Source organism: Rhodococcus sp. Z13, assembly GCF_025837095.1.
Lineage (GTDB): Bacteria > Actinomycetota > Actinomycetes > Mycobacteriales > Mycobacteriaceae > Rhodococcus > Rhodococcus sacchari.
Genome location: NZ_CP107551.1, coordinates 3,922,071 through 3,941,226, shown reverse-complemented (window position 1 = coordinate 3,941,226; position 19,156 = coordinate 3,922,071). Strand labels below are relative to the sequence as shown.

The 19,156-nt window shown below is 68.4% G+C and carries 20 protein-coding genes and 1 tRNA gene; 15 read left to right on the top strand and 6 right to left on the bottom strand.

Annotated features, from left to right (window positions below; translation table 11 throughout):
- Positions 1-10 precede the first annotated feature (10 nt).
- Positions 11-3,319 (bottom strand): proline dehydrogenase family protein, encoded by a 3,309-nt coding sequence (locus tag OED52_RS17985; protein ID WP_264152193.1) that lies wholly within the window; start codon positions 3,317-3,319, stop codon positions 11-13.
- Positions 3,320-3,539: 220 nt separating this feature from the next.
- Between OED52_RS17985 and OED52_RS17980 the strand changes: the two genes are divergently transcribed.
- Positions 3,540-4,301, top strand: coding sequence for a DUF1206 domain-containing protein (locus tag OED52_RS17980; protein ID WP_264154752.1), 762 nt, complete (start codon positions 3,540-3,542; stop codon positions 4,299-4,301).
- 259 nt (positions 4,302-4,560) lie between these two features.
- Here the strand turns inward: OED52_RS17980 and OED52_RS17975 are convergent, their stop codons facing one another.
- The gene (locus tag OED52_RS17975; protein WP_264152192.1) at positions 4,561-4,989 is read right to left on the bottom strand and encodes a hypothetical protein; all 429 of its coding nucleotides are present in this window, start codon (positions 4,987-4,989) and stop codon (positions 4,561-4,563) included.
- A 71-nt stretch (positions 4,990-5,060) separates the two neighbouring features.
- On the opposite strand from OED52_RS17975, the gene OED52_RS17970 reads away from it, so the two are divergent.
- The 5 genes from OED52_RS17970 to OED52_RS17950 all read left to right on the top strand — a co-directional run bounded on the left by OED52_RS17970 (position 5,061) and on the right by OED52_RS17950 (position 9,518).
- The gene (locus OED52_RS17970; RefSeq protein WP_264152191.1) at positions 5,061-5,402 is read left to right on the top strand and encodes an ArsR/SmtB family transcription factor; all 342 of its coding nucleotides are present in this window, start codon (positions 5,061-5,063) and stop codon (positions 5,400-5,402) included.
- A gap of 3 nt (positions 5,403-5,405) precedes the next feature.
- A complete protein-coding gene (locus OED52_RS17965; RefSeq protein ID WP_264152190.1) occupies positions 5,406-5,891 on the top strand; it encodes an SRPBCC family protein in 486 nt (161 codons plus the stop codon).
- A 255-nt stretch (positions 5,892-6,146) separates the two neighbouring features.
- On the top strand, positions 6,147-6,710 hold the full coding sequence (gene ahpC / locus OED52_RS17960) for an alkyl hydroperoxide reductase subunit C (RefSeq protein ID WP_264154751.1): 564 nt from the start codon (positions 6,147-6,149) through the stop codon (positions 6,708-6,710).
- Positions 6,711-6,852: 142 nt separating this feature from the next.
- Positions 6,853-8,439, top strand: coding sequence for an alkyl hydroperoxide reductase subunit F (ahpF, locus tag OED52_RS17955; protein WP_264152189.1), 1,587 nt, complete (start codon positions 6,853-6,855; stop codon positions 8,437-8,439).
- A gap of 257 nt (positions 8,440-8,696) precedes the next feature.
- On the top strand, positions 8,697-9,518 hold the full coding sequence (locus tag OED52_RS17950) for a hypothetical protein (protein WP_264152188.1): 822 nt from the start codon (positions 8,697-8,699) through the stop codon (positions 9,516-9,518).
- 110 nt (positions 9,519-9,628) lie between these two features.
- Here the strand turns inward: OED52_RS17950 and OED52_RS17945 are convergent.
- Together OED52_RS17945 and OED52_RS17940 are read right to left on the bottom strand one after the other, a co-directional pair.
- A tRNA-Gly gene (locus OED52_RS17945) sits at positions 9,629-9,699 on the bottom strand.
- Positions 9,700-9,785: 86 nt separating this feature from the next.
- Entirely contained in the window at positions 9,786-10,610 is an 825-nt protein-coding gene (locus OED52_RS17940) for an oxygenase MpaB family protein (RefSeq protein WP_264152187.1), read from the bottom strand.
- 86 nt (positions 10,611-10,696) lie between these two features.
- Here OED52_RS17940 and OED52_RS17935 point away from each other — a divergent pair, with 86 nt between their 5' ends.
- The 8 genes from OED52_RS17935 to OED52_RS17900 all read left to right on the top strand — a co-directional run bounded on the left by OED52_RS17935 (position 10,697) and on the right by OED52_RS17900 (position 15,737).
- The gene (locus OED52_RS17935) at positions 10,697-11,329 is read left to right on the top strand and encodes a TetR/AcrR family transcriptional regulator (RefSeq protein ID WP_264152186.1); all 633 of its coding nucleotides are present in this window, start codon (positions 10,697-10,699) and stop codon (positions 11,327-11,329) included.
- Between the two features lie 34 nt (positions 11,330-11,363).
- Entirely contained in the window at positions 11,364-11,954 is a 591-nt protein-coding gene (gene dcd, locus OED52_RS17930) for a dCTP deaminase (protein ID WP_264152185.1), read from the top strand.
- A 102-nt stretch (positions 11,955-12,056) separates the two neighbouring features.
- Positions 12,057-12,218: a hypothetical protein gene (locus OED52_RS17925; RefSeq protein WP_264152184.1), complete on the top strand. Its 162-nt coding sequence runs from the start codon at positions 12,057-12,059 to the stop codon at positions 12,216-12,218.
- Positions 12,219-12,455: 237 nt separating this feature from the next.
- Complete coding sequence (locus OED52_RS17920) at positions 12,456-12,752, top strand: Rdx family protein (protein ID WP_264152183.1); 297 nt, start codon at positions 12,456-12,458, stop codon at positions 12,750-12,752.
- A 101-nt stretch (positions 12,753-12,853) separates the two neighbouring features.
- Positions 12,854-13,444, top strand: coding sequence for a hypothetical protein (locus OED52_RS17915; RefSeq protein ID WP_264152182.1), 591 nt, complete (start codon positions 12,854-12,856; stop codon positions 13,442-13,444).
- Positions 13,445-13,609: 165 nt separating this feature from the next.
- On the top strand, positions 13,610-13,765 hold the full coding sequence (locus tag OED52_RS17910) for a hypothetical protein (RefSeq protein ID WP_264152181.1): 156 nt from the start codon (positions 13,610-13,612) through the stop codon (positions 13,763-13,765).
- Between the two features lie 80 nt (positions 13,766-13,845).
- Positions 13,846-14,493 carry a phosphate signaling complex protein PhoU gene (phoU, locus tag OED52_RS17905; protein WP_264152180.1) on the top strand — a complete coding sequence of 216 codons (648 nt, stop codon included), beginning with the start codon at positions 13,846-13,848 and terminating at the stop codon, positions 14,491-14,493.
- A gap of 44 nt (positions 14,494-14,537) precedes the next feature.
- The gene (locus OED52_RS17900) at positions 14,538-15,737 is read left to right on the top strand and encodes a MalY/PatB family protein (protein WP_264152179.1); all 1,200 of its coding nucleotides are present in this window, start codon (positions 14,538-14,540) and stop codon (positions 15,735-15,737) included.
- Positions 15,738-15,740: 3 nt separating this feature from the next.
- On the opposite strand, the gene OED52_RS17895 is transcribed toward OED52_RS17900, so the two are convergent.
- Positions 15,741-17,033, bottom strand: coding sequence for an O-antigen ligase domain-containing protein (locus tag OED52_RS17895; RefSeq protein ID WP_264152178.1), 1,293 nt, complete (start codon positions 17,031-17,033; stop codon positions 15,741-15,743).
- 672 nt (positions 17,034-17,705) lie between these two features.
- Here OED52_RS17895 and OED52_RS17890 point away from each other — a divergent pair.
- A complete protein-coding gene (locus OED52_RS17890) occupies positions 17,706-18,164 on the top strand; it encodes a DUF6098 family protein (protein ID WP_264152177.1) in 459 nt (152 codons plus the stop codon).
- A gap of 58 nt (positions 18,165-18,222) precedes the next feature.
- Here the strand turns inward: OED52_RS17890 and OED52_RS17885 are convergent, their stop codons facing one another.
- Positions 18,223-19,137: a manganese catalase gene (locus tag OED52_RS17885; RefSeq protein WP_264152176.1), complete on the bottom strand. Its 915-nt coding sequence runs from the start codon at positions 19,135-19,137 to the stop codon at positions 18,223-18,225.
- Positions 19,138-19,156: the final 19 nt, after the last annotated feature.

Below are 19,156 nucleotides of genomic sequence, written 5' to 3'. Positions count from 1 at the left end.
TTGGTTCGTTTCAGATGATCTCGTCGGTGAGACGATGCGGTGTGCCGAAGCGGTGCGCAGTGATGGAGACGGACTGTTCGGCCAGGAACGGCAGCATGTCGATTCGTCCGGATCCGGTCACCGGATCGTCGAAAATCGTGACGTCGCACCGGTCGGCCAGACCGGCGGGCACCGGCGCTCCGAGCAGCCGGATGCGCGACGGCGGCGCGGCGACGATCCTCTCCTCCCACTCCGCGTCGCTCTCCACCCGAATTCTTCCGGTGAAATCCGCTGTTTCCGAATATCTTCCGAGATCGACGTCGATCGCGGAGGAGATCTCCACCGGTGCACCGGCCCGTGCCGCGGCCCCGAGGACCCGCACGAGCCCGAGCGCCGTACCGTTCCCGCCCGAGCGTACATGTACCCGTACGGGTCGGTACCTGAACAGATTTCGCTCCACCGGCAGACCGGTGACGTCCGTGGCGACACCGAACTCCGTCCCCCACGCCCGCTCGTCGCTCGCGAACGCGCGCCGCAGCGCCTCCTCGTCGAGGGCGGCGCCCTCCCACGACCCGAAACCGAACAGGTAGTTCGGTCCGCCCGCCTTGAAACCGGCACCCACCGACGACTTCTTCCACCCGCCGAACGGCTGACGCCGCACGATCGCGCCGGTGATCCCGCGGTTGACGTAGAGGTTCCCGGCCTGCACGCGGTCGAGCCAGTGACCGATCTCGTCGGGGTCGAGCGAGTGCAGCCCCGCCGTGAGGCCGTACTCCACCTCGTTCTGGAGGGCGATCGCCTCGTCGAGATCCCGCGCGGTCATCACCCCCAGCACCGGACCGAAGAACTCGATGCGGTGCGTGCGCGACCCGCGCCGCACACCCGTACGCACCCCGGGCGTCCACAGCCGGCCCTCGTCGTCGAGCCTGCGTGGCCGCACCAGCCACGACTCGCCCGGTTCGAGCGTCGTCAACGCCTCGAGGAGTTTGCCTTTCGCCGGTTCGATCAACGGCCCCATGCGGGTTCGCGGATCGTGGGCGGGCCCGACCGGCAGCGACCGCACCGCGTCGACCAGCTGGTCGCGGAAACGGCGGGAGGTCGCCACGGAGCCGACGAGGATCACCAGCGACGCCGCCGAACACTTCTGCCCGGCGTGCCCGAACGCCGACTGGACGACGTCGCGTACCGCCAGATCCGGATCGGCGCTCGGGGTGACCACGATGGCGTTCTTCCCGCTGGTCTCCGCGAGCAGCCGCAGGCCGGGCCGCAACGACCGGAACGACTCGGCGGTCTCGTACGAGCCGGTGAGTACCACCCGGTCGACACGTTCGTCGGCGACGAGCCGGCTGCCCAGCGACCGTTCGCCCATGTGGACGAGATGCAGCACCTCGCGCGGCACCCCCGCGTCCCACAGCGCCTCGGCGAGCACCGACCCGCAGCGCGCGGTGAGCGTCGCCGGTTTGAGGACCACCGCCGACCCGGACGCCAGCGCCCCGAGCGTGCAGCCGGCGGGGATGGCGACGGGGAAGTTCCACGGCGGCGCCACCACCGTCAGCCGCGACGGCACGAAGCGCGCCTCGAGCGTGTCGAGTTCGCGGGCACGCTCGGCGTAGTAGCGGGCGAAGTCGATCGCCTCGGAGACCTCCGGGTCGGACTGGTCCAGGGTCTTGCCGCCCTCCGCGGCCATCACCTCGAGCAGGTCGGCGCGACGTGCCTCGAGGACGTCGCCGACCCGGTCGAGGATGCGGGCGCGCTCGGCGCCGGAGAGCGCACCCCAGGCGCGTCCCGCCTCGGCCGCGGCGGCGAGCACCGCGTCGACCTCGGTCTCCGAGGACAGCGTGTGCGTGTGCACCGCGGTGACACCGAGCTTCGACGTCGGCACCCGTTCGAGGATGCGGCGCCCCCACTCCCGGTTCTGCGGCAGCGCCGGATCGGTGTCGGGGGTGTTCGTGAACTCCTCCGGCGCAGGGACGGGAGGTGCCTGCCGGTTCTGGGTGCGGTGGGGGACGGGCACCGACTCGTCCAGCGCCGCCACCGACGCCCGGAACCGCTGCTCCTCCCGCTCGAACAGACCCGGGTCGTCGGCGAGGTCGAACACCGCCGACATGAAGTTGTCCTGCCCGGCACCCTCGTCGAGGCGGCGCACGAGATACGAGATGGCGACGTCGAACTCGTCCGGCCGCACCACCGGGGTGTAGAGCAGCAGGCCGCCGACCTCGCGGCGGATCACCTCCGCCTGGCTCTGCGCCATGCCGAGCAGCATCTCGACGTCGATCCCGTGCCGCACCTCCCGGCGACCGGCGAGCACCCACGCGTAGGCGATGTCGAACAGGTTGTGGCCCGCCACCCCGATCCGCACGTTCTCGATCCGCTCCGGGGTGAACGCGTAGTGCAGCAGCCGCTTGTAGTTCGTGTCGGTCTTCTGCTTGCTGTTCCACGTCGCGAGCGGCCAGCCGTGCAGCGCCGCGTCGACCCGTTCCATCGGCAGGTTCGCGCCCTTGACCACCCGCACCTTCACCGCCGCCCCGCCGCGGGCGCGCCGCGCCGCCGCCCACTCCTGGAGGTGCATCATCTTCGCGAGGGCGTCGGGCAGATAGGCCTGCAGCACGATGCCCGCCTCCAGGCCGAGGAACTCGGGACGGTCGAGCAGCCGCGTGAACGCCTCCACCGTCACGTCCAGATCCCGGTACTCCTCCATGTCGAGATTGACGAACTTCGGGGTCGGCGAGGACGCCGCGAGCCGATAGAGGGGAGCGAGCCGGTCGACGATGTCGGCGACGGTCTCGTCGAACGCCCACGGCGAGTGCGGGGCGACCGCCGCCGAGACCTTCAGCGAGACGTAGTCGACGTCGTCGCGGGCGAGCAGCGCGAGGGTGCCCTCGAACCGGCGGGAGGCCTCCTCCTCCCCGAGCACGGCCTCGCCGAGGAGGTTCAGGTTCAACCGGATACCGGGACGCCGCAGGCGCGCGATCGCCCGGCCGAGGGACTCGTCGTCCGCGTCGACCACCAGGTGCCCCACCATCGCCCGCAGTGCGCGTCGCGCGGCGGGCACCACCAGGTGTGGGAAGCGCGGGCCGAGCCGTCCGCCCAGCGCCACCGCGGCCCGCAGGTGCGGAGGCAGGAAATCCGGTATCCCACGCGACAATTCGGACAGTGCACGGGCGGCGGTCGCCGGGTCCTCAGGGCGGATGACCTCGTCGACGAACCGCACGGTGAACTCGAGGCCGTGCGGGTCCTTCAGCACATCGGCGAGATGCCGCGCCGCGCGGTCGGGGGAGACGTGCGCCGACTCCTCCACCCATCGGCGGGCCAGTGCGACGGCATCCTCGGTGATTCGCACGACGCACCTCCCAGGGGTGGGCTTCGATCCTGAAGTCAATCTACCGATCCGGCGCCGGTTTGTGTTTGCACTCCGCAAGCCCGGGAACCCACGGGGCATCATCGACGACGGCGTTGCGCCGGGAGGAGACCATCACGTGAACCGGCACGGAACGTCGTTCGGGTCCTCCCGATTCTCGGAGGGGAGTTCCGGATCGCCCGAACGGGTCGCGCAGAACCCGGTGTTCGAGCGGTTCGCGCGCGCCGGCTACGTCGGCAGCGGCGTCGTCCACCTGCTCATCGGCTATCTCGCCATCCGGGTGGCCTTCGGGCACGGCGACCAGGAGGCCTCGCAGTCCGGCGCGATGGCCGAGCTCGCCGAGCGGCCCGGCGGCACCCTGGTGCTGTGGGTGGCGGTCGTCGTCTTCGTCGCCATGGGCCTGTGGCGGTTCGCCGAGGCGGTGTTCGGCAAGGCGTCCGAACCGGAGGCCGGCGACGGCCCGAATCCGTTCGACCGGTTCAAGGCGTTCAGCGTCGGCGTCGTCTATCTCGCCTTCGCCTACACCGCTTTCGGATTCGCGCGGGGGAGCGGCAGGTCGAGCGGCGAGCAGAACGCGAGCCTGACCGCCCGGTTGCTGCAGTCCGGGGCCGGCAAGTTCGTCCTCGTCGTGGCGGGACTCGTCATCCTGGGTGTCGGGGCCTATCACGTCTACAAGGGCGTGTCCAAGAACTTCGTCGACGACCTGAAGAGCCATCCGAGCACGGCGGTGCAGCGCCTCGGGCTCGTCGGCTACGTCGCGAAGGGCCTGGCGCTCGGGCTCGTCGGGGTGCTCGTGATCGTCGCGGTGTTCCAGGCCGACCCGCAGAAGGCCGCGGGGCTCGACGGCGCCCTGAAGACCCTCGGGGCACAGCCGTTCGGCGCGGTGCTGCTCGTCCTCGCCGGGCTCGGGATCGGGGTGTACGGCCTCTACAGCTTCGTCATGGCCCGCGACGCCCGGATGTGAGCGGAGTTCGGGGGACTTGTGTGCGGTTTCTCCTGATGGAGGCGCGCACAACCTCCCCCTCGTTCAGGGTTTTGCGGTGTCGGGATGGCACCAGGAGTACGACCGGGCGAGTTTCGACGCGACCCGCAAGGCCCTGCTCGAACTCGCCGCCGAACGACATCACCGGAACGAGCGAGCCGGACGGCTCGATCGTTCCGGTTCGGCGACTTCCCGGAGGGCACCCCCAAGCTGCCGGAGTCGAGGCGCGTGGACTGGGCGATCACTCCACGACGGGGAAGATCGAGTCCCCGTCCTCGGGGCTTCCGCTCACCTGACCACGGTCGACGCGGGAGTCCTGCACGATCGTGCCGTCGACCTCCTCGGCCCGCTTGTCGTCGTGTTCTGCTCCGCCCGTCGTGTCGTCGTCCACCATGTGATCGACGAGTTCCTCGGTCAGTTCGTCGTCGGGGGTCGCCGCGACGGGCGTGGGGAGGGGTTCCTCGGGTTCGATGTCGGGTTCCTCCTCGGCGAGGCGTTCGTCGAGCGACTCGCCTTCCTGCTCCTCGCGCTGCGTCGTGCCGAACCTGTCGGCTCCGCTCCAGCCCTCGGGTGGGTCGACGACGTCGTCGCCGTCGTTGTTGCGCACCTCGTCGGGATCGAGGCCCTCGCTGGGACTCAGGGTGTCGCCGGGGCCGTCTTCGATGCTCATGCCGGGGGCATACCCGGCGGGGTTCTGCGAAAACCTTGTGACATACAACCGAACGGTTGTATATTCGGGTGGTGAGCGGAGACGACGAGGACCGGACCGACGCCATGTTCCACGCCCTCGCCGACCGCACACGACGCGACATCCTGCGCCGGGTGCTGGCCGGGGAGCATTCGGTCTCCGCGCTCGCGGCGAACTACGACATGTCCTTCGCCGCGGTCCAGAAGCACGTCGCCGTGCTGGAGAAGGCCGGCCTGCTGACCAAGCGACGACGAGGTCGCGAGCAGCTGGCGAGCGGCGATGTGGAAGCAGTGCGGTCGGTGGCGTCCATGCTCGCCGAGCTGGAACAGATCTGGCGCGGTCGCATCGCGCGCATCGACGACCTCCTCGCAACCGACACCCCACAGAAAGGCTGAGAAATGCCTGTCACCGACGTTCGTCACGATCTCGACAACCGAAGCCTCACCATCGTCGCCGACTTCGCCGCCCCGGTGGAACGCGTCTGGCGGATCTACGCCGACCCGCGGCAGTTGGAGAAGATCTGGGGGCCGCCCACGCATCCGGCCACCGTCGTCGAGCACCGCCTCGAGCCGGGCGGTCGCGTCCTCTACTACATGACCGGTCCGGAGGGGGAGAAGTATCCGGGCTACTGGGAGGTCGAGGCCGTCGACGAGCCCAAGAGCTTCACCTTCCTCGACCGCTTCGCCGACGAGGAGTTCAACCCGAAGGTGGAGATGCCGGCCGCGCGCTGCGTCTACTCCTTCGCCGAACACGAGGGCGGGACGCGGGCGACCTACGTGAGCACCTACGAGACCGTCGAGGCCCTGCAGCAGGTGCTGGACATGGGCGTGATCGAGGGTGCCTCGCTGGCGATGGGCCAGATCGACGAGTTGCTCGCCGCCTGAGTCGGATACGGGCCTACGGCCCCGACACGAGGACCCCGGGAACGGGGTCCTCGTGCCCTATCCGGGGGTGTGGTGTGCATAGCTAAGCTTATGTGTGTTTGATCACACGCTCCGGATCAGCACCCCTGTGAGCTGCGGCGATGCGCCGTTATAGGGCTTCCTTATCGAATTTCTAGAAATAATCGATTGGCACAATCAATCGATCCTCGTTAACGTCGAACGCGTCAACCCCATCGAGTACGAGTGAGGTTCTACATGTCGCTGATCAACAAGAAGATCAAGCCGTTCAAGGCCGAGGCTTTCAAGGACGGCGCCTTCGTGACCGTGTCCGACGAGGACATCAAGGGCAAGTGGGCGATCTTCTTCTTCTACCCCGCCGACTTCACGTTCGTCTGCCCCACCGAGCTCGGTGACCTCGCGGACCACTACGAGGAGCTGCAGAAGCTGGGCGTCGAGGTCTTCTCCGTCTCGACCGACACCCACTTCACCCACAAGGCGTGGCACTCGTCGTCCGAGACCATCGGCAAGATCAAGTACGCGATGATCGGCGATCCCACCCTGCAGATCAGCACCAACTTCGAGGTCCTCCGCGAGGAGCAGGGTCTCGCCGACCGCGGCACCTTCCTCGTCGACCCCGACGGTGTCATCCAGTTCACCGAGGTCACCGCCGAGGGCATCGGCCGCAACGCCGCTGAGCTCGTCCGCAAGGTCAAGGCCGCGCAGTACGTCCGCAGCCACCCGGGCGAGGTCTGCCCGGCCAAGTGGGAAGAGGGCGACGCCACCCTCGCTCCGTCCCTGGATCTCGTCGGCAAGATCTGATTCGGCGGAATCGTTTCCGGTGGCGCGGGAGCTCTCCCGCGCCACCGGCCCCGTCCGGGTCGCGTTCGGCTCGAGCCGAGAGGTTCGCCGACTCCCACATCCCTTCAGGTCGCAAGTTCTTCCACCTCTGGAGTTGATCCTCATGCTCGATGCACCTCTCGCTGCCCAGCTCGAGTCGCTTCTCGGGAAGGTCACCTCGCCGATCGAGCTGGTGTCCTCCCTCGACGACAGCCCGAAGTCCGCGGAACTCGCCCAGCTTCTCGACCAGATCGCCGGTATGTCCGCCCTGGTCACCCACGTGCGCGACGGTGAAGCCACCCGTCGCCCCTCCTTCCTCATTCGCCGGACCGGCACCGACATCGCCGTCGAGTTCGCAGGCATCCCGCTCGGCCACGAGTTCACCTCCCTCGTCCTCGCCCTGCTGCAGGTCGGTGGCCACCCCTCCAAGGAAGCCGCCGAGCTGCTCGACCAGGTTCGCAACCTCGAGGGCGACTACCACTTCGAGACCTACTTCTCGCTGTCGTGCCAGAACTGCCCGGACGTCGTCCAGGCCCTGAACGTGATGTGCACGGTCAATCCGCGCATCAAGCACACCGCCATCGAGGGCTCCCTCTTCCAGGACGAGGTCGACGCCCGCCAGGTCATGGCCGTGCCCACGGTCTTCCTCAACGGTGAGCTGTTCGGCTCCGGTCGCATGAACCTCGAGCAGATCGTCGCGAAGCTCGACTCGGGCTCCGCCGAGCGCACCGCCGCCGCGATCTCCGAGAAGGACCCCTTCGACGTCCTCGTCGTCGGTGGCGGCCCCGCCGGCGCGACCGCCGCGATCTACGCCGCCCGCAAGGGAATCCGAACCGGTGTCGTCGCCGAGCGCTTCGGCGGCCAGGTGCTCGACACCATGGGCATCGAGAACTTCTCGTCGGTCCCCTACACCGAGGGCCCGAAGTTCGCCGCCGCGCTCGAGAACCACACCCGTCAGTACGACGTGGACATCATGAACACCCAGAAGGCCGCGAAGCTCACCCCGGCCCCCACAGAGGGCGGCCTCGTCGAGGTCGAGCTGGAGAGCGGCGCGCGGCTGCTGTCCCGCACCGTCGTGCTCGCCACCGGTGCCCGCTGGCGCTCGATGAACGTCCCCGGTGAGCAGGAGTACCGCAACAAGGGCGTCACCTACTGCCCGCACTGCGACGGCCCGCTGTTCAAGGGCAAGCGCGTCGCCGTGATCGGTGGCGGCAACTCCGGTGTCGAGGCGGCCATCGACCTCGCCGGCGTCGTCGCCCACGTGACCCTCATCGAGTTCGACTCGGTGCTGCGCGCCGACGAGGTCCTGCAGAGCAAGCTCCGCAGCCTGCCGAACGTCGACATCATCGTCAGCGCCCTCACCACCGAGGTCCTCGGCGACGGCTCGAAGGTCACCGGCCTGACCTACACCGACCGCACCACCGACGAGTCGCGCAAGCTCGACCTCGACGGTGTGTTCGTCCAGATCGGCCTGCTGCCGAACACCGACTGGCTGAAGGGCACGGTCGAGCTCAGCCCGCGCGGCGAGATCGTCGTCGACGACCACGGCCGCACCTCGGTGCCGGGCGTCTTCGCCGCCGGCGACTGCACGACTGTCCCGTACAAGCAGATCATCGTCTCCGCAGGTGCCGGCGCGACCGCCGCGCTCGGTGCCTTCGACCACCTGATCCGCACGGGCACCCCGGCCGAGGCCGCCGCCGCGACCGTCTGATCGTCACTGCAGCCCACGTGGCCGTCACCCCTCCCGGTGGCGGCCACGCTGCGTTCGGGGAGGATACGACCGGAAATCCGGCGGCGGAAAACAGACGAAACCTCCCCCGCGTTTCACCCTCCGCTGCCGTTGACGCCCTTTCGTGCCGGGCGTTCACTGAAATGCACACGTGTGTCCCCATCCGCGACGGCGCCCCGGGAGGACCCATGCGCAGCACACGGACATCCGCACGACGGCACAGATCCAGGACCCTCACGATGGTGGCACTCATGGGGCTGCTCGCCCTGTGGACCGTCCCCACGGCGTCGGCGGATCCCGTCGTCACCGGCTTCTCGTTCCCCTTCTCCGGCGCCCCCGCCTACGAACATCTGGCGCCGACGCAGCTCTCCGATCCGTCCCAGCTGCACGCGCCGATCGGGCAGCAGCGGGCCGAGGAGATCGCCCGGCAGATCGGGCTGAGCCCGGCGGACGCGCTGTCCGAGCAGCAGGCCCGTGATTTCACCACCGGTGGGGGAGTGGGCGGTGACGCGGAGGCCGCCGCCATCATCCAGGCCTCCATCGACATCCTCGTCAACACGACCGGCCACCCCCTGTACTCCGAGGTGAACGGTGTCTCCACCCCGTCGGTGCTGGGCAGCTACGGCCTCTACGTGACGCCCGACGGCATGCTGCAGAGCCCCGCCAACATGTCGGCGCCGACGCGGCAGGTGAACACCCTCATCGCGCCCGGCGGATACGTCGACACCTGGCTGCGGAACAACGACGCGACGGACACCCTGGTGGCGCTGTACCGGTCGGCGTACCCGATCGAGGCGGCCTACGGGTTCGCGGCGCAACAGATGTCCGGCACCGCGCAGCTGATCACCAACACGAAGGGTGGGGTGAACTCGACCGTCGGCATGTCGATGGGCCCGCCGTTGTGGATCGTGAACTTCGCACTCATCTACGCCGTGAGCCCCACCCTCGCCGCGGCGATGCCGGCCTACTGGGCCCCCATTCCGCCCGAGGTCGCTGCCGCGATCGAGGCGAGCCCCACCGGCCAGGTGCCCTACGCCGACTACGCGTCGTATCTCGAGTGAACTTCAGGGAGGGTGTGTCCGGAAATCTCGCGAAAACCGGACACACCCTCCCCGAAGTTTCGGTGAGACGACGAAGGCCCCGACCAGGTGGGTCGGGGCCTTCGGGGCTGAGCCGATGACGGGAATCGAACCCGCGTTCTCAGCTTGGGAAGCTGATGTTCTACCATTGAACTACATCGGCACGCTGGGCTTTTGCCGATTCTCACCGGCTCCGGCCCAAGCTTCGGAGCAAACTGTAGCAGACTCTCCGCGCAGATCACGGACCCCCTACACGAGGGGGCGTCCCGTCCGGATCCGCCACCGCATGTCGGCCAGCAGCAGACGGTAGGGGAGTTCCCGCACCGGCACCGGCAGCCGCTTGTTCACTGCGCCGAGGGTCCGCATGACGCGGTCGAAGCGACGCTGGTCGCGGGGCGTCCACTTCAGCCGCATCTGCTCGCGGAACAGCGGCGGCAGGAAGCCGGCGGTGAAGAACAGGTTGAGCGGGCCGAACAGCGTCGGGACGGGTTCGGGCAGGAACTCGATGCGGGCGATCGACAGCAGGTGCTCGCGGATCCGGTCGTCGATCTTCACCTTGTGCAGATTGTCGTTCCAGTACTGCTCGAACGTGGCGCGGTCCTTCGGCCACATCTCGGGTCGCACCTGCAGCGTGGTGCCGAAGGTGGCGCCGTTCCGATAGAAGTACTCGATCGCGTGGTCGGGGATCGGCCCGTACAGGGCGCGGTGCACGTCCTCGAAGCCGCGATAGATGCACGCCGCGACCCACAGCTGGAGCTCGGGATCCATCGCGTTGTACTCGACCGGGCTGGATTCGGTGGAACGCACCTGCGCGTGGGCCTTGTTCACGCCCCGACGGAACAGGCGCTTCTCGTCGTCGGTGCCGCGCGCGGCGACGGCGAGGTAGGTGAGTGTGGTGCGGGTGCGCTTGATCGGATGGTCGTACAGGCGACCCGACTCCACGCGGCTCTCGTAGACGCCGTACCCGACACCGGGCCACGACAGTTGCATGATGATGTTCGCTGCGCCGGCGGCCAGGCCGAGTCCGTCCATCGTGTCGTCGAGTCCGACGGGCTTGTCGACGGTCGTCGTCATCGAAGTTCCCTCCCGTGATCCAAGTGGAAACGAATGTACTCAGATCCGGTTGGGGCGTAAAGCCCGAACGCTGCAAAGATAGGGACATGGCATCAGGACGGCTCTACGGTGGACGCGCGGGTGAGGAACGACAGGCCGATCGTCGCGCACAGCTGATCGAGGCCGGTCTCGACCTGCTCGGGGCCGCCGATGGGGAGTCGACGCTGTCGGTCCGCGGCGTCTGCAAGCGCGCGGGCCTGGCGTCGCGGTACTTCTACGAGAGCTTCGCAGACCGCGACGAACTCACCGGTGCCGTCTACGACCACGTCGTCCAGCGCATCGCGGAGAGCACCCTCGCCGCGGTGACGACCGCACCGAAGGACGACCGGGCGATCGTGCGGGCGTGCGTGGAGAACATCGTCAAGGAGATCGACGAGGATCCGCGCCTGGGCCGCATGCTCTTCTCCGTCAGCCAGGCCAACCCGCAGCTCGCGAAGCGGCGCCTCGAGTCGACCCGCATGTTCGCCGGTCTCGTCACCGCGCAGGCCGAGAACATCTACGCACTCGAGCACAGCCCGCGGCTCGACATGGCCGCCCACTACGTCGTCGGCGGGCTCGCGCAGGCGCTCACGGCGTGGCTCGACGGCACCGTCCCGCTGACCCACGACGAGGTCGTCGAGGAGTGCACCGAACTGCTGCTGACCCTGTCGCTGCAGTTGCGGCGCTACTCGGCCACATAGGACCGGACGATCGCACGGTTGTTAACCTCTATCCGTGCTGCTCTCCGATCGTGACATCCGCGCCCAGATCGCTGCCGGGCATATGGGCATCGACCCGTTCGATCCGGAGCTCGTGCAGCCGTCGAGCGTGGACGTCCGGCTCGACAGCCTGTTCCGCGTCTTCAACAACACCCGCTACACGCACATCGACCCGGCTCAGCAGCAGGACGAACTGACCTCGCTGGTGCAGGTGCCGGAGGGCGAGCCGTTCGTGCTGCACCCCGGCGAGTTCGTGCTCGGGTCGACGATGGAACGCTGCACCCTGCCCGCCGACCTCGCCGGTCGCCTCGAGGGCAAGTCGTCGCTCGGTCGGCTCGGCCTCCTGACGCACTCCACCGCGGGGTTCATCGATCCGGGTTTCGACGGGCACATCACCCTCGAGTTGTCGAACGTCGCGAACCTGCCGATCACCCTGTGGCCGGGGATGAAGATCGGTCAGCTGTGCCTGTTCCGGCTGACCAGCCCGGCCGAGCATCCCTACGGCAGTGCGCAGGTGGGCTCGAAGTACCAGGGGCAGCGCGGTCCGACGCCGTCGAAGGCGTATCTGAACTTCGTGCACCGGCATCCTGACGCTCGCCCCAGCTGAGCCCGCTCCGAGTTGTGATCGTTCCCGGTCGCGCTGAGATCGCAACCTTGTTGTGATCTGCGGGGTTTGGCGAACGCCCGGCGTTCGCGCACACTGTCAGTCATGTGGGTGTGGATCGTTTCGGGTCTGGCGTTGTGGCTGGCTCTGTCCGCTCTCGCCGCCGTCGTCCTCGGGCGCTTCCTCTTCGTTGCGGAGACGGAGGAGGAGCTGGTCGAGGCCCAGCGGGCGCAGCGCGACTCCGCGGTCCCTCCGCTCGTGTCCTGAGATTCCCCTGGAAATGCCGGACAAATGCCGCAGAACGGTACTCGCGAGTAACAAAAATAAACGTCTAAACTTGTGTCGGGTCGTCCTCCTACCCCCTGCGAGGACGATCCGCACGGACCGGTTACCCCCCATCGTCGGTCCGTGCAGAAGCCCCGGCCTGTCCCCCACCACGATTGCCGGGGCTTCATCAACTTTCCCGGCCGGTGCGCCCACAGCAGGCCCGATATCCTTCCTGCCATGACGGAACGGGCACCGAGGGTCGCGATCACCTACTGCACACAGTGCAAGTGGCTGCTGCGTGCGGGCTGGATGGCGCAGGAACTGCTGAACACCTTCGGAACCGATCTCGGCGAGGTCGCCCTGGTGCCCGGCACCGGCGGGGTCTTCCGGGTCGTCGTGGACGACACGACCGTATGGGACCGCAAGGAGGACAAGGGCTTCCCTGACATCGCCACGCTCAAGCAGCGGGTCCGCGACATCGTCGACCCGACCCGCGATCTCGGGCACGTCGACCGCAGCGCGTCCGGACACTGAGCCGCTCCCTCGTCACGGCAGGTCGCTGAAGTAACGTCTCCGGGGGCGTTCCGCTGTCGATCACGCGGGGCGCCGTCATCGCATCAAGGGGAGGAAATTCGATGGAATCCGTGGGGAAGAAGGCCGCCCTCGTGGCGTCCGGAGCCGCACTGCTGGCGCTCGCCGTGCCGGGCACCTCGGCGGCGGCCGGTCCGAGCGTGTCGGCCGAGGCCCGCGACGGCGGCATCGTCGTGGACTTCGACCTGTTGCAGGCCGACGTGAACCTCGGCGTCACCTGCGTCACCTACGTCCTGAAGCAGGGGGTCGCCGACACGGCCGAACCGTCGGGCCGCATCGACGGTCAGCCCGCCGGTTCGACGTTCTCGGTGCGCAACACCAGCACGTCGAAGGCGGTCTACGTCGTGAACGGCGGGCCGGCCGCCGTCGGACCCGAGGCGATCACCGCCGGTACCTACAAGGTCTTCTGGGGCTGTCAGGACGCCGCCGGCACCCGCTACGAGAACATCTTCGATGCGAACGGCCGCCCCTTCACCGGGGGCATCACCGTCACCGTCGGCGATGCGGCTCCGCAGGCCGCGCAGCCCGCCCCGCAGCGAGCCGAGGTGCCGCAGGCGCAGCCCGCCCCTGAACCGGCGAATCCGCTGGCGTTCCTCCGGCAGTTCCTGCGCGATCTGACCGGAATCCGCTTCTGACCTCGCTCGACATCCGGCCGGCGGCATCCTTCGGGGTGTTGCCGGCCGTCGTTCCGGCCCTCGAGTTGAAGGTCCCCCGCGACGCGCTATAGTGATTGAGGTCACGTCAGGGGATGGATGTGATCTGCGCAGCCGAGCACTTCGGCGATTACACGAGGAACACCATTGACGACCTGCATTGCCGGCACCCCGCAGTACGATACCGCGACGCCGGGAAGCACCGAATGGATCAAGGCTCATCTCGCCCGAATGGACGATCGCCGCGCAGCACCGGCCACCGAGGACGTGGCTTCCGGCGAGATGCTCGAGGCGAGCCGCTAGGCGACGTCCGACCACCGCGACGATTCGCACCATAATGGTCCGGGTATGCCGACCGGACCCGCCGCGGAGAGGACTGAGCCATGAGAGAGGCGTTCAAGGGGCAACTCGACGAGCTCGTCGTCCGCCTCGGTGAGCTCGCGGCCCTGGCCGGCGAGGGACTCGATCTGGCCACCCGCGCCCTGTTCGACACCGATCTCGAAGCCGCCCAGCAGGCACTCGACCTCGACTCGCGCATCGCCGAGCTCGACACCGACTGCTCCGAACGCGCGGTGAGGATCCTCGCCCTGCAGGGCCCGGTCGCCGCCGACCTGCGACTGGTCTTCTCCGCCGTCCGCATCACCAGCGACCTCACCCGCATGGGCGAACTCAGCCTCCACATCGCGCGGGCCGTGCGCCGGCGTCACCCGGAGTCGCTGGTGTCCGACGTCCTGCGCGACGACCTGCGCCGGATGGCCGATCTCGCCGCGCAGATCGTGGAGGTCCTGCGCGGGGCGTTCGCGGAGTTCGACCTCGAGACCATCAGCGGCGTCCACGCCTTCGAGGACGAACTCGACAAGGCGCACTCGCGCGTCCTGGCGACTCTCGAGGGCCCGGACTGGGACGGCGACATCCCGACCGCCGTCGACACCGCCCTCGTCGCCCGCTTCTACGGACGCTTCGGCGACCAGGCCGTCGACGTCGCCGATCGCCTCATCTTCTTCGTCACCGGCGAGCGTCCCGCGGCCTGAGGTTTGCCGAGCGTTCCGCCGCGAACCGTGTCATCCTCTCCACCATGACCAGCCACGAGCGATTCACGGTCGAGCGGGTCGACGTGCCCGGTTTCGACGATCTCGATGTCGACGCCCTGTCGGCTCGTGCCGGGGCCAAGTGGTCCCGTGCGGTCGCCGACGGCCTGACCCCCGCCTGGGTCGCGGACATGGACTTCCCGGTGGCGCCGCCGATCGCGCGGGCGCTGCACGAGCGGATCGAACGCAACGACCTCGGCTATCCCGACTGGTTCCACGGCACCCCGCTGCGGGAGGAGTTCTCCCGTCGCATGCGCGACCGGTACGGCTGGGAACCCGATCCCGATGCGGTCCGGGAGCAGACCGACCTCATCCAGGCGCTGCAGGTCGTGTTGCGTCTGAGCACGATGCGCGGCGACGCCGTCGCGATCCAGACGCCCAACTACCCGCCCTTCCTGGCATCGCTGCGGCGGATGGGGCTGCAGCAGATCGACTTCCCGTTCGTCGACCACGGCGAGGGGTGGGCCCCGGACTTCGAATCGTTCGAACCGATGGTCGCGCGGCGCCGGCCCCGCGTGCTGGTGCTCGTCAACCCGCACAACCCGACGGGCCGCGTCCACACCCGCGAGGAACTCGAGCGCATCGCCGACATCGCGGAGCGGTACGACATGCTCGTGATCAGCGACGAGATCCACGCCGAGCTGACCTACCCGCCGCATCAGCACATCCCATTCGCCTCCCTCGGGCCGGAGGTCGAGGCGCGGACGGTCACCCTCACTTCGGCGAGCAAGGCGTTCAACCTGGCCGGTCTGCGGTGCGCGGTGGTGCACTTCGGGTCGAAGCTGTTGCTCAAGCGACGCGACGCCGAGCCGTTCGATCTGTACGGGGCGGTGTCCGTCCCCGGGGTGATCGCCACGCTCGCGGCCTGGCAGGAGTGCGACGACTGGCAGCGCGACCTGCTGAAGGTGCTCGACCGCAATCGCCGCATCGTCGACTCGGTGCTGCGTGAGAGGATCCCGCAGGCCCGCCATCATCTCCCCGAGGGAACCTATCTGACCTGGGTGAACGCGGCGCCTCTCGGCATCGGCGATCCCGTCACCCGGGTGCGGGAGCAGGGGCGGATCCTCGTCGACGGTGGTCTGCGCTTCGGCAGCAACGCGACCAACTGCCTGCGGATCAACTTCGCGACCTCGGCGCAGATCCTCGACCGCATCCTCGACGGCGTCACGGGCGCCCTCACGGCCTGAATCTCATCCGACCTGCGTGAGCCGGCGGCACGGTGCGGGGTCGGGCTCCTCGATACGGGGCGCGGGGGTGCGCTGCATCATCGCGCATCCGACGGCGCCCACCAGCATCCAGAAGTAGACCTCGAGCGAGATGATCTCGGGATAGGTGGCCATGGTGGTGGCGACGACGCAGGCGACCACCGTGGCGCTGACCCCGAGCGCGAAGGCTGCGTCCTGTCCGCGCAGCCGCCGCGAGGCGTACAGGGTCGACGCGGCCGCAACCACGAGCACCAGGACGAACAACCACACCCCGATCAGGCCGAAGTCCACGGCGAGTTTCGTGTAGTAGCTCTCGGGGCGGTACGACCCCGCGTCGAGCTGCGCGAGCGTGTCCACCGCGGTGTTCTGCCCGAACGGCCGCACCCACAGCGACGACGTCGGCTGCGACGGGCCGCGCGCGCCGAGACCCACCGACGAGAACACCGGCGCGAGAACCGAGCTCGGCAGGAGCAGGAGGGCGATCGGAGTGACCACGGCCAGGCCGCCGAAGACGACGAACAGGGCGCGGAAACGGTGGACGGCGAGCCACAGCAACCCGACCGTCAGGCCGATGTAGCAGGCGGGCATGATCGTCATCCCCAGCCCGAGCAACAGGATCGGCGTCGCGCACAGGAACAGCCTGTTGCGCCGCCGCCGTGGGTCGGCGAACGCGACCGCGCAGCCGACGACCAGGCTGAGCATGATGAACAGCCCGAACTCGCGCGGGGTCGCGAAGGTGCTGAAGCTGTGCAGGAACCCACGATGAGTGTGCAGGTGTTCGTCCCAGCGGTAGCCGAGCTCCGCGAGCCGGTCGGCGCCGAGCACCTGTTGGACGAGACCGAGCACGGCGGTGACGAACCCGGCGACCATCAGGATCGTCACGAGCCCGTCGCGGTCGCGGGCGTCGAAGGGTGCCCGCCACAGGATGACGGGGATCGTGAGGTACAGGTAGGTGAACTCGAAGGGGATGAGCCCGGCCAGGCTCGCGGCCACGAGTGCGACCATCAACCCCAGCGCACCCCCGGCTCCGAGGGTGGCCCAGCGCGGCGCCGCGGTCGCCGTCCGCCGGCGCCGGGCCGGTCCGGTGAACGCGGCGGCGAGTGCGACGATGAGGACGAACTCCCGCCAGTGGGTCACCGTCCGCCCACCCGGGATCACGGTCAGGAGGCCTTGCAGGGGAGTGAGGGCGGCGACCAGCAGCAGGCCGCGTTGCGGGCGCCGGTAGAGGGCGGCGACCAGCGCCACCGCCACCACTGCGCCCACGAAAAACATCGGCATGCCGAGCCCACCCCCATCCGGTTTCCACCCGAGGGTGAAAGGGAGGGTGATTTCTCGACCGCCCTCGCCCTCGAATCTTCCTGTCGTTCCGGTTCATTCGTGGCGATAATAAAATCCGCGCGGCCGTGGCTCGACTTCCGGCTCCCTGATGTGGTCGGTATTACCGTCCCCGACCTGCCGCCGGGTCGGATGTGAGATACTTCACGTGTTCGGTATGCGTACAGATCTTGTTCGTGGCTTCGGCCCTGCTGTACCTTTCCCGAAGGTTGTGGGGACCGATAAATCGGGGGATGAATGGGGAACGTCGTGACGGAATGTCGCCGTCGGGCCGTAGACGCACGGCTCGATGAAGCTGTCTTCTAGGAGCGGTTTTCCGCCTCGGTCACGTGCTTGTTTCGCCGACGAAAAATTTTGTGTCCGAAGTGTTCTCATTTCACTCTTAGGGTTCTCGGAACCACCCGGATTTCGGAAGGACATCTATCCTTCCGGAAGGAACGCCGAATTTCCGGCGTTCGTCGGTGGCCGCCGATAACGTGGTCACCGTCACCGGTCGTCGCCTCGACGCAGGGGGTCCGGGCGACGACCGGTGACCCCCATGGGTTTCTTCTCGGCACGTCCGGGAATCCTTCCGGACCACCGTCCGACGGACGGCATCGGAAGGAAGGGGATCCGGTGGGTACTTCTGTGCACGGCTATCAGCCCGATCCCGACGACATGCCGCTCGTCACCTCGCTCGATCAGCTCGCGGACCTCGCCACCGATCCGCTGCTGTACCTGAGGTATTCGAAAGGACCGGTGGCCGACGCCGAGGACGGCCCGAGCCGCGACCACGAGGCGAACGTGACCCTGCCGGGCCTGTCCGCCACGACGATCTCGCCGGAGCCGTGGTGGCGGCGGCCGGTCAAGGACTGGGTGGCCCGCCGGCTCTGCAAGTACTCCGAACCCGCCCAGGAGGACGGCCGCTTCGCGTGGCTGCTCACCGGACGGATGGTGGGCCGCGGCTCCGATCACGAACCGCTGCTCGTCGACGTCCGGCCGCACGCGCGGATCGCACGGGAGGTCCTCGACGAGGCGACACGCTGGTACCACGAGCGCTTCGACGTGGGGAACGACTCACGCCGCAGCGCGTAGGTCCCGACGACGGCCGCCCCGGTCCGTGCGGATCGGGGCGGCTCGTAACGTGCCGGGATTACGGGGTGTCGGGATCGAGGGCGTCCTTCATCTTGCCCATGAGTCCCTTCTCGGTTCCCAGTGCGGCCGAACGCGGTTCGCCCTGCGACCCGTCGTAGCTGGCGTACAGCTTCGGGTCCGGCGGGGGAGCGCTCGCCACGTCACCGAGCGGGACGGGATCGGGCAGGAACGACATGGGCGTCGTCCCGTCGGGGCCGGTGCCGTGCGCCCAGCGACCCTGATCGGAGGCCGCGCCGTCCGACAGGTGCCACAGGCTCGAGGCGTGTTCCGAGTGCTCCTCGTCGAACAGGGCGTTCGGCGCGATGGGGCTGGGTTCGATGCCGTCGGCCTTCAGTTCCTCGATGGCGGCGAGCCACAGGTTCTGGTGGTAGGTGTCGCGGGCCAGATTGAACCGGAGCATGTCCTTGACGCCCGGATCGTCGGTCATGTTGTACAGCCGCGCGGTCTGCACCCGGCCCTGCGCTTCGGCGGCGACGTTGGCCCGGAAGTCGGCGAGCAGGTTGCCGCTGGCGACGATGAAGCGGCCGTTCCACGGCACACCGTTGCTGTCGGCGAGGGTCGGGCCGCCACCGGAGACGATGGCCTGCTGCGGGTCCATGCCACCGAGCACCGCCGCGACGACGGGATCGGCGGCCGCGTTCTTGGTCGACTCCGTGGCAGGTGCGCCTTCGAGCAGACGCGCCACCATGGTGGCGATCATCTCGACGTGACCGATCTCCTCGGTCGCCACGTCCATGATCATGTCCTTGTACTTGCCTGGCATGCGACAGTTCCAGCCCTGGAAGAGGTACTGCATGGTCACGGTCATCTCGCCGTAGGCCCCGCCGATCAGCTCCTGGAGTTTGCGGGCGTAGACGGGATCGGGCTTCTCCGGCTTGACGTCGAACTGCAGATGGTCGGTGTGACGAAACATGGATGCTCCTCGGGTTCGA